The 8909-nt window shown below is 62.8% G+C and carries 10 protein-coding genes; 7 read left to right on the top strand and 3 right to left on the bottom strand.

What is annotated here, in order from left to right; genetic code table 11:
- Window positions 1-136 precede the first annotated feature (136 nt).
- Both HNQ95_RS23385 and HNQ95_RS23390 read left to right on the top strand, forming a co-directional pair.
- Window positions 137-553, top strand: a complete 417-nt coding sequence (locus HNQ95_RS23385) for a MarR family winged helix-turn-helix transcriptional regulator (protein WP_182575299.1) — start codon at window positions 137-139, stop codon at window positions 551-553.
- 60 nt (window positions 554-613) lie between these two features.
- Entirely contained in the window at window positions 614-1006 is a 393-nt protein-coding gene (locus HNQ95_RS23390; protein WP_182575298.1) for a tautomerase family protein, read from the top strand.
- A gap of 202 nt (window positions 1007-1208) precedes the next feature.
- Here the strand turns inward: HNQ95_RS23390 and HNQ95_RS33760 are convergent, their stop codons facing one another.
- The 3 genes from HNQ95_RS33760 to HNQ95_RS23405 form a co-directional block, all read right to left on the bottom strand.
- Window positions 1209-1844 carry a hypothetical protein gene (locus HNQ95_RS33760; RefSeq protein WP_246340938.1) on the bottom strand — a complete coding sequence of 212 codons (636 nt, stop codon included), beginning with the start codon at window positions 1842-1844 and terminating at the stop codon, window positions 1209-1211.
- Between the two features lie 105 nt (window positions 1845-1949).
- Window positions 1950-2843 (bottom strand): cation diffusion facilitator family transporter, encoded by an 894-nt coding sequence (locus tag HNQ95_RS23400; RefSeq protein WP_182575297.1) that lies wholly within the window; start codon window positions 2841-2843, stop codon window positions 1950-1952.
- Window positions 2844-3023: 180 nt separating this feature from the next.
- Complete coding sequence (locus tag HNQ95_RS23405) at window positions 3024-3920, bottom strand: LysR substrate-binding domain-containing protein (RefSeq protein ID WP_182575296.1); 897 nt, start codon at window positions 3918-3920, stop codon at window positions 3024-3026.
- A 97-nt stretch (window positions 3921-4017) separates the two neighbouring features.
- Here HNQ95_RS23405 and HNQ95_RS23410 point away from each other — a divergent pair, with 97 nt between their 5' ends.
- The 5 genes from HNQ95_RS23410 (at window position 4018) to HNQ95_RS23430 (ending at window position 8798) form a co-directional block, all read left to right on the top strand.
- Window positions 4018-4743: a glutathione S-transferase family protein gene (locus tag HNQ95_RS23410; protein WP_182575295.1), complete on the top strand. Its 726-nt coding sequence runs from the start codon at window positions 4018-4020 to the stop codon at window positions 4741-4743.
- Between the two features lie 271 nt (window positions 4744-5014).
- The gene (locus tag HNQ95_RS23415) at window positions 5015-5353 is read left to right on the top strand and encodes a hypothetical protein (protein WP_246340937.1); all 339 of its coding nucleotides are present in this window, start codon (window positions 5015-5017) and stop codon (window positions 5351-5353) included.
- An 84-nt stretch (window positions 5354-5437) separates the two neighbouring features.
- Window positions 5438-6679, top strand: coding sequence for a Rieske 2Fe-2S domain-containing protein (locus HNQ95_RS23420; protein WP_182575293.1), 1242 nt, complete (start codon window positions 5438-5440; stop codon window positions 6677-6679).
- Window positions 6680-6822: 143 nt separating this feature from the next.
- On the top strand, window positions 6823-7704 hold the full coding sequence (locus tag HNQ95_RS23425; RefSeq protein WP_210289168.1) for a LysR family transcriptional regulator: 882 nt from the start codon (window positions 6823-6825) through the stop codon (window positions 7702-7704).
- A gap of 125 nt (window positions 7705-7829) precedes the next feature.
- Window positions 7830-8798 (top strand): PDR/VanB family oxidoreductase, encoded by a 969-nt coding sequence (locus tag HNQ95_RS23430; protein ID WP_182575291.1) that lies wholly within the window; start codon window positions 7830-7832, stop codon window positions 8796-8798.
- Window positions 8799-8909: the final 111 nt, after the last annotated feature.

Raw genomic sequence — 8909 nt, forward strand, 5'->3', positions numbered from 1 at the left:
CCAGAGACTGGCAGCCGCCCTGCCCGGCAACATCAGGCCTTGAGGTCGCCGCCGCCACACGGTTGGACCGCGCTTTTTCCGCATCGGTGTCAGAATAATAATTGCATATACAACTACTATTGGTTATGCTGCCTTCATGTTCGACCGTTGCATCTACTTCAACACCACGGCCCTTGCGCGCCAGCTCGACCGCGTCTGGACGGCGGCCTTTCAGCCCTTCGGCCTGACGCCGCCGCAAGGCTTCATGCTCAGGGCGGTGCTGGCGCGGCCGGGCCTTTTGCAGAGCGAACTGGCTGACGAGCTGAAGATCGCCCGGGCGACGGCGACACGCGGCCTCGACGGGCTGGAAGCCAGGGGCCTTGTCGTCAGGAGCAAGTCGAGCGGGGACAGGCGCGAATCCCTGATCACGCCGACAGCGGAGGCGGTTGCGATGAAGGAGGCGCTGAACGCCGCCAGCGGCGCGGTCACCCAACGCCTGTCGAGCCTTTTCGGCGAACAGGTTTTTGCCGGTTTTGTCGAGCAGGCCAAGGCGATCGCCGCCAAGCTGGAATGAGCCTGCTGTCACGCACAAGCCATTCACAATAGTTGCATAGCTAACCACCGGAGACAGACAATGCCTATCCTCACCGTCAAGATATCAGCCCGGCGCAGTGACACGCTGACCGACAAGGTGGCAGCGATGCTCGCCGAACACACCAGCACCATTCTCGGCAAGAAGCCCGAGGTGACGGCCATCGCCATCAGCTACATCGACCCGCGCGACTGGATCATCGCCGGCAAGTCGTTGCAGAGCCATGGCAAGTCGAGCTTTGCGCTTGAGATCAAGGTCACCGACGAGACCAACACCAAGGACGAGAAGAAGCGCTACATCGAAGCGGTTTTTTCAGGTTTTGCCGACATCCTCGGCGACATCCACGAGGAGAGCTACATCCACGTGCACGACGTGCGCGCGGCCTCTTATGGGTATGGCGGCAAGACCCAGGAGTTCCGCTACCAGCACCCCTGACAGCCGCATCTGACATGGCGCATCTGACATGGCGCCATAACGCGGCGCCATGTCGGGCCTTGGGGCGCGCGCCTGTCATGGGGTGCGTCTTGAGGCGTGCGTCTTGCGGGCGCGTCCTGGGGGCGCGCACGTCTTGCGGGGCGCGCACGTCTTGGGGGGCGCGCAGGTCCTGGGCGCGCGCCGGGACAGGCGCGCCGGCCGCCTAGCGGAACTTGCGCGTGAGCAGGGACACCAGCCTGGGTGCCGCCATGATCAGCACCGCGCCGACCAGCCAGACCACGACCACCAGCGGCTTGAGCACGGCACCGAGGAGGGCGAAAAAACCGCCGAGCAGGCCCGACGTCTCGGCGCTGCCGACCACACCGACGACCTCCGAGCCGATGCCGGTCGCAGCCGCGGCATCCCGGCCGGTCTGCACCAGGGCGCCTGCATTGCTCGACGTCCAGGCGAGCACGCCGTCGACGAGGCTGTAGCCGCCCCAGGCGAGCAGCGTCCACACCACCAGCACGACCAGCGCTGCCGTGCTGCCGAAGCCGGGCAAACGCGAGCGGGGCGCAGCTTTGCCCGGATGCGCGCGCCCGTCGCGCCCGAAGGCCGCCGATGCAGTGTCGCCTGACGGCGAACGCTGATCGGCGCCCCAGTTGCCGCCGCCGCCCCGACCGATGCTGCCATGACTGCCGCCGCCATGGCTGCTGCCGCCCCAACTTTTGCCATCATGACTGCCGTTTGAGGCCTTGTCGCCAAGCCGCTTGCCGATCTCGCCAAGCACCGTGCCGAGCAGGCCATCCCTGCCCCTGTCGCGGTCCTTGCCGCTGTTCCTGAAATCATGCCCGCCCATCGACGCTCTCCTAAGGTTCCGCGCCGAACACGCATCGGCCGGGCCATAGATGGGCATTCCAGATGTTAGAGATAATGGGACAGAGTGCTGACAGGTTGACGCAGGTCAGTGAATGCGCTCCAGCGGCGCGCAGCTGACCCGCTCCATCTGCAATGTGGTGTGGTGCAGGTCGAACTTTTCCTGCAGCCGCAGCTCCACCGCCCGGCGCACCGTCTCGGCATCGGCGCCCTCCTCCAGCACCACATGCGCGGTCAGCGACGCCTTGCTCTGGGTGATCGCCCACAGATGCAGATCGTGCACCGAGGCGACGCCGGGCACGGTTGATATCGCCAGCTCGACCTCTGCCAGCTCCATGCCAGGCGGCACGCCTTCGAGCAGGATGTTGATGCACTCCTTGAGCAGCACCCAGGTGCGCGGGAAGACCATGAAGCCGATGCCGACGGCGACGACGGAATCGACCCATGACCAGCCGGTGAGCCAGATCAGGGCAGCCCCGGCGATCACCCCGATCGAACCGAGCATGTCGGCCCAGACCTCGAGATAGGCGCCCTTGACGTTGAGGCTGCCGTCCTTGTGGCCGGCCAACAGCCGCATCGACGTCAGATTGACCAGAAGCCCGATGACGGCGATGCCGAGCATGCCGAGCGAGGCGATGTCCTGCGGCTGCAACAGCCTGACATAGGCCTCGTAGAGAATGTAGAAGGCGACGGCGAGCAGAAGCAGCGCGTTGAAGGCCGCAGCCAGGATCTCGAAGCGGGCATAACCATAGGTGCGCAGCAGGTCGGCCGGCCGGCGGCCGACCTTGATCGCCACCAGCGCGATCGCCAGCGCCATGGCGTCGGTCAGCATGTGCGTGGCATCCGAGATCAGCGCCAGGCTGCCGGTGACGAAACCGCCGATCACCTCGGCCACCATGAAGGCGCTGGTCAGGCCCAAGGCCATCCACAGCCGCGAGACCGGCGTGTTCGTCATGTCGCCGTGATCATGGTCGCCGCTCATCAAGGCCTCCCCCTCGGGATTTGCTTGCCACAAGCTAAAGCAATTGCAGGAACAGTGTGAAGCGGTTTTCCCTGGGGAATTGCGCAAAAACAAGGAGATAGGCCGAGTTTCGTCTCAGTCTCGCCCCAACCATCCCGCGATCGGCGTCCTCCGTAGACCGATCGCGGTCGGCAGCGACACCTAGCCTGCCGGCTGAACGTCCTTCTCGAGCAGAAAGTCGATCACCGCGCGCACCGCCGGCAATTGCCCACGCTTGTGCGGTGTCAGGATGGTCGTGGTCACCTGGCCTGCCGTCCAGTCCGGCAGCAGCCGCACCAGCCTGCCTTGCGCCACTGAACTGGCCGAGATCAGTTCGGGCAGGCAGACGATGCCGAGGCCGGATTCGGCGGCCATCAGCAAGGGCACCGATTCATCGGCATGCAAGCGCTGCCGCGGCGCGACTTCGGTGATGCGACCCTCACGATCGCGCAGCCGCCAGCTCTTTGCCGTCATGCTGCTCATCAGCCCGTCATGGCCGGCCAGCGCCTCCGGCGTCTCGGGGTGGCCATGACAGGTGAGATAGGACGGCGCCGCCACCAGCGTGATCGCATCCTCGCTCATCCGCCTTTGCACGAGGTCGGAATCGGGCAGCGGCGCGAAATGGCTGCGCAGGGCGATGTCGAAGCCGTCCTGCACCAGGTCGACGAAACGGTCGGTGACATGCAGCTGGATCAGAAGCCTGGGATATCGACGCGCCAGCACGGGCAAACGATGCGCCAGCCGGAACTGCGCATTGGGCACCGAGGTGGTGATGCGCACGATGCCGCTCGGCTCGGCCAGCCGCCGCTGCACCACCGCCTCCACCGCCTCGGCCTCGATGACCGCCGCACGGGCATGGTCATAGACGTCGCGGCCGACGTCGGTCAGCGTGAAGCTGCGCGAGCTGCGATGGATCAGCAGAGCGCCGAGCGACACTTCAAGTGCTGCGACCCGTTTGCTGACCGTCGATTTGGGGCAGCCGAGCCGCCGGGCGGCGGCGGCAAAACCGCCATGGTCGACGGCAGCTGCGAAAAAATGGAGATCGTTGAGGTTCAGCATCAAAGTCTACGTTTGTGGACATTTGGTTTCAAATTGCCCGACTACAGGATCAAAGTCCACATCAATACATCGGGGTCATCAACAATGGAGACCTCACATGACAACCACCCCGATCTTCACCTCCGGCTTCCCGCTCGGTTCCTCGGCCGGCCTCGTCGCCGCCTTCGAATGGCTCGGCCAGCCCTACCGGCTGACCCGCGTCGACATGCTGGGCGAGATGCGCAGCGAGGCCTACAAGCGCCTCAACGGCCGGGTCGAGACACCCGTGCTGATCACATCAGACGGCCGCGTCCTGACCGAGACCATGGCGATCGCGCTGTGGCTCGAGGCACGCGACAGCGAACGCCGCATCAGCTTTGTGCCTGATACGCCGGAGGCCGACAGGATGCACCAGATGATCGCCTTCCTGAACACTGCCTTTACCGGCGCCTTCGGCCCGCTCTGGGTGGCGCTCGAAGCCGAACACGCCAGCGAAGCGGAGCGCGAGACCTTGCGCAAGTTCGGCCGCGACTTCGTTGCCACCCGCCACGCCCAGCTCGAGGCGATGATCGGCGACAGCGCCTATCTGCTCGGTGACAAGCCGACGCTGGCGGATGCGGTGTTTTCAGGCGTGGCGCGCTGGACCGACTTCCACAAGGCGGTGAACCCGGCCGACTACCCGCGCATCCTGGCGCTGCGCAACCGCATCGAAGCCGACCCGGCCTTCCGCTTCGCGGTGGCGATCGAGGACGGCGACGTCACGGCCACCGGCAGCGGCGCAATGAAGGGGCTGGTGCCGCTCGCCGAGGTGCTGCGCGACACCGCTGCCGCACAGGCCGCCTGAGCGGTCAAAACAAGCGGTCATAACAATGGGCTGCGCGCCGTCATGGCGCGCAGCCTTTTCTTACTGGTGGAAAGAAGACTTTCTATATGGTCAAGTCCAAGCCATGAGCCGCACTCGCACACCAGCCAAAGAGCCACTGTTTCGTCGCGTCAACACGCGCACGCACAATGTGCACCACAATTTCGGTGGCGAATATCGATGGTCGCGCCAACGCCATGAGCGCTTGGGCAGTGAAAGCTTGGGCGACGAAAGCCTGGAAGGCCGAGGCTCCATGCATGCGGGAAAACGGCGTGGGCGGGACTACACGCCGCTGTTCCGTTTCCTGCTCTCACGCGTCGGCAAGGACTGGACGCAGGTGCACAGCGAGGCCGTGTCACGGCTCGATGACGAGGCGCCGATCTTCTGGCTCGTCGCCCGCACCGAGGCGGAGCAGCAATCCTCGGTGCTGATGGGCCAGAACTCCTATTACAGCGGCCTGTATGTCGACGACGACAATCGCCTTGCGATCGTCGATCCCACGCTGTCCGTCGAGCAAATGGAGCCGTCATGTTCCTGCTGCACCCACACATTCAACGGCATCCCCTTCACGCGCCCATTCCGCGGCCGCTAGCTGGGCCGGCACAAAACTGGCTGGCAGCCGGCTTCCAGCCGACGGCCCGCTTTGGGGGTCGGCTGCGGAGTGGCTCGACCAGCCATGCCGACCACCCGCATCGACATGCTGGTCGCGATGCGCACCGCCCAGGCACGGCGACACCACGGCGCCAGGCAGCGGCGCGATGACGAGAAACGTCGGCGCGGTGCAATCAGCGACTGGGCCGATAGTACCCATTTGAATTCGCAATTTTTTGAAGCCGGTGAACGATGCGAGACTCCTGATCGGGACCTATCCACCAACCCGAGCAGAGAGGAGTCCATGGCTTACATCAAGAACATCTGGTACGCGGCGGCATGGTCGAGCGAGATTGCGCGAGACCTCTTCCCCCGAACCATCGCCAACGAAAAGATCGTCTTCTATCGCACCGAGTTAGGTGAGATCGCGGCCATCGAGGACCGGTGCCCGCATCGTTTTGTGCCCCTGCATCTCGGCAAGCTGAAGGGAGATATTGTCGAATGTGCTTACCACGGCCTCTGTTTTGACGCCTCCGGGGCCTGCACCCTCAATCCCCACGGAGACGGCAAGATCCCGCGGGCGGCGCGGGTAAAAGCCTACAAGGTGGTCGAAAAACACAGCATCGCATGGATCTGGCTCGGCGACCCCGAGAGCGCCGACGCAGATCTCATCGCCGATTTTAGTGTGCTGACCGACCCCAGGTTTCAGACCGTCAGCAGCTACCTGCATGTCGCGGCCAACTATCAGCTCATTTCCGACAATCTGCTCGACCTCAGTCACGGACAGTACATCCACCCGATGTTCGCCAACGCCGAGGGCCCACCACGCTTCGAACCTGAGAAAGACCCGACGGGCCATGAGGTCTGGGCACGCTTCTCGCGTCCCAATCAGTACCCCAACAAGTATTTCCAGATGCTTGGCTATCCGAAGGACCAGCGTGGCGACCACCGGAACTACATGCGATGGTCCGCACCGTCGCTGCTTCTTCTCGACGTCGGCATGACAGGTGTCGGTCGCCCCGTGGAAGAAGGCCTGTCGATCCCCACGTCGCATCTGCTCACCCCTGAAACCGACACCACCACCCACTATTTCTGGGCGATGTCGCGCGATTTCAGGCAGGCTGATGCAGCCCTCAGCGATGAACTGCTTCGGGTGGGCGTTGCCGTCTTCGACGACGAGGACAAACCCGTCATCGAAGCACAGCAGCGCATGATCGAGACGAGCGAGCTTATGTCGCTCAACCCGGTCCTCCTGCAAACCGACGGGCCTGCCGTGCGCGCGAGACGCGTCATCGAGGCAGGGCTGAAGGCCGAACTGGCGAACTGAAACGCCTTTTTTCCAGACGACGGCGGCACCATGGCATTGTTGCCGGTGCCGCTTGCCGTTTGTGGTCCATTTCCGGGGGATACGCTATGCTGCCACCTGTTTCGGCTTCCCTGGGGCAGACCTTGCGTTTCAGACACCTGGATATGAACCTGCTGGTCGCGCTCGATGCGATCCTGACACATCAGAACATCACCCGCGCCTCGGAACGACTTTGCCTGAGCCAGTCGGCAACCAGCGGCATTCTCTCGCGGCTGCGTGAACATTTCGAAGACGAGCTGGTGGTCAGGACGGGTCGCCAGATGACGCTGACGCCACTTGCCGAAGAGCTTGTCGTGCCTTTGCGCGCGATACTGTCCGACACCGAGCGCCTGCTGTCGATGAGAAGTGCGTTCGACCCGTCCACGTCAGACCGGCAGTTCACCATTGCATGCTCTGATTATGTCTGGGCGACATTGATCCTGGACATCATTTCCGCTCTCCGCGACAACGCTCCGTCAGTGAACATGTTCTACAGCGGACCAAGTACCCGCTTCTTCAAGACCGACATCGACCTGTTGATCGTGCCGGACCGGTTCATGCTAGAGGACTGCCATTTCGAGCCCCTGCCGCCGAACTCCTATGCGTGCATCGTCTGGCAGGACAACAGACATGTCGGAACGTCGATAACACTCGACGCGTTTCTCGAAGCCCGTCATGCCCAGGCTTTCAGCGAACGAACAACATTCATCGAGTCCTGGTTCATCAAGCAATTTGGCCGCGCTCCGCAGCCCGGGATCACCGCACCAAGTTTCACATTGCTGCCCGATGCGCTGGTCGGAACGGATTTCATTGCCCTTGTCCCTAGAGATCTTGCAGCACGCGCATCTTCCTACCTTCCGATCAGAACGGTGAACGTGCCTTTCGAATTGCCTGTTATGACCGACGTGCTGCAATGGCGCCGTTCACATGATCGCGACCCCGGCCTGCAATGGCTGCGCGATCAGATCGTCAGGGTTGCGACGGAACGATACGCAGCGCAGCACTGATCTATCGACCGTGTCGATATGTGACCTCCAAAATCCCAATTTCCGCATTCCCCGGGCCAAGCCTACTGTTTTCCTGTCGAGCGAACCCATCGCTGCCGGGATTACTCAGGTTTGGAACAGTTCTGATGAAAATCGAGAAAACGGGGCGTTTTCCTGCCCTGATCCGCAGCAGGACGGTCATCGCTAGAGATATCGTCTGCCTGGAAATTGCACCCGCAACCGGCAACGCGTTTCTACCATTCACGGCAGGAGCGCATGTCGATGTGTTCGTCGGCGACGGTCTTGTGCGGCAATACTCCATTTCCAATGATCCTGCCGACAGTTCCTATTACCGCCTCGCCATTCAGAAAGAAGCTCAGTCGCGTGGCGGCTCCAGGGCCATTCATGAGCGCTTCAAGGCCGGCGACATCATTCAGATCGGCGTTCCCAGAAACAATTTTCAGCTGGCCGACGACGACACCCGGCTGGTCCTGGTTGCCGGAGGCATAGGGATCACTCCAATCCTGAGCATGGCCTACCGGCTGGCTGCAAAGGGCATCGACTTTTCACTTCATCTTTGCGCGCGCTCCATCGAAAGAGCCGCCTTCCTGGACGAGATCGCCTCAAGCCCGTTCGGTTCGAGCCTGCATTTGCATCTCGACGACGCCGGACCTGACCAAAGGTTCAATCCCGAAGACGCGTTCTCATCGGTCACACCAACAACGGCTGTGTATGTTTGCGGACCACGCGGTTTCATGGACTTCGTGACCTCGGCTGCGCAGCGCATGGCGGTTCGACCGGAGCGTATCCACACCGAAAGTTTCGGTGCCGCCGTCGTTCACGGCGAAGACGAATTTGAAGTCGTTGCGGCGCGCAGCGGAAAGGTTCTGCGCGTCAGGCACGACAAATCCATCGCCGAAACGCTCGAGGAGGCCGGCTTGCGCCCGCTCCTGTCATGCGAGCAGGGAATTTGCGGCACCTGTCTGACGCGGGTGATCAGTGGCGAGGTCGACCACCGCGATACGTTCCAGACCCAGCTGGAAAAGAGCAGCGGCAGCCGAATTGCGATCTGTTGCTCGCGCGCACGATCCAGACAACTGGTTCTCGATATCTGACAAGCTGGAGATTTGCATGAAAACCCGCGCCGCCGTTGCCGTTGGAGCCGGAAAGCCGCTCGAGATCATGGAGGTGGACCTCGAGGGGCCGCGCGAGGGCGAGGTGCTGGT

This window comes from Aminobacter ciceronei, assembly GCF_014138625.1.
Classification (GTDB): domain Bacteria; phylum Pseudomonadota; class Alphaproteobacteria; order Rhizobiales; family Rhizobiaceae; genus Aminobacter; species Aminobacter ciceronei.

Excerpts from the sequence above, each read along its gene's own strand:
- HNQ95_RS23385 (WP_182575299.1), top strand. The coding sequence starts at position 137 with ATGTTCGACCGTTGCATCTACTTCAACACCACGGCCCTTGCGCGCCAG.
- HNQ95_RS23390 (WP_182575298.1), top strand. The coding sequence starts at position 614 with ATGCCTATCCTCACCGTCAAGATATCAGCCCGGCGCAGTGACACGCTG.
- HNQ95_RS33760 (WP_246340938.1), bottom strand. The coding sequence starts at position 1,844 with ATGGGCGGGCATGATTTCAGGAACAGCGGCAAGGACCGCGACAGGGGC.
- HNQ95_RS23400 (WP_182575297.1), bottom strand. The coding sequence starts at position 2,843 with ATGAGCGGCGACCATGATCACGGCGACATGACGAACACGCCGGTCTCG.
- HNQ95_RS23405 (WP_182575296.1), bottom strand. The coding sequence starts at position 3,920 with ATGCTGAACCTCAACGATCTCCATTTTTTCGCAGCTGCCGTCGACCAT.
- HNQ95_RS23410 (WP_182575295.1), top strand. The coding sequence starts at position 4,018 with ATGACAACCACCCCGATCTTCACCTCCGGCTTCCCGCTCGGTTCCTCG.
- HNQ95_RS23415 (WP_246340937.1), top strand. The coding sequence starts at position 5,015 with ATGCATGCGGGAAAACGGCGTGGGCGGGACTACACGCCGCTGTTCCGT.
- HNQ95_RS23420 (WP_182575293.1), top strand. The coding sequence starts at position 5,438 with ATGCCGACCACCCGCATCGACATGCTGGTCGCGATGCGCACCGCCCAG.
- HNQ95_RS23425 (WP_210289168.1), top strand. The coding sequence starts at position 6,823 with ATGAACCTGCTGGTCGCGCTCGATGCGATCCTGACACATCAGAACATC.
- HNQ95_RS23430 (WP_182575291.1), top strand. The coding sequence starts at position 7,830 with ATGAAAATCGAGAAAACGGGGCGTTTTCCTGCCCTGATCCGCAGCAGG.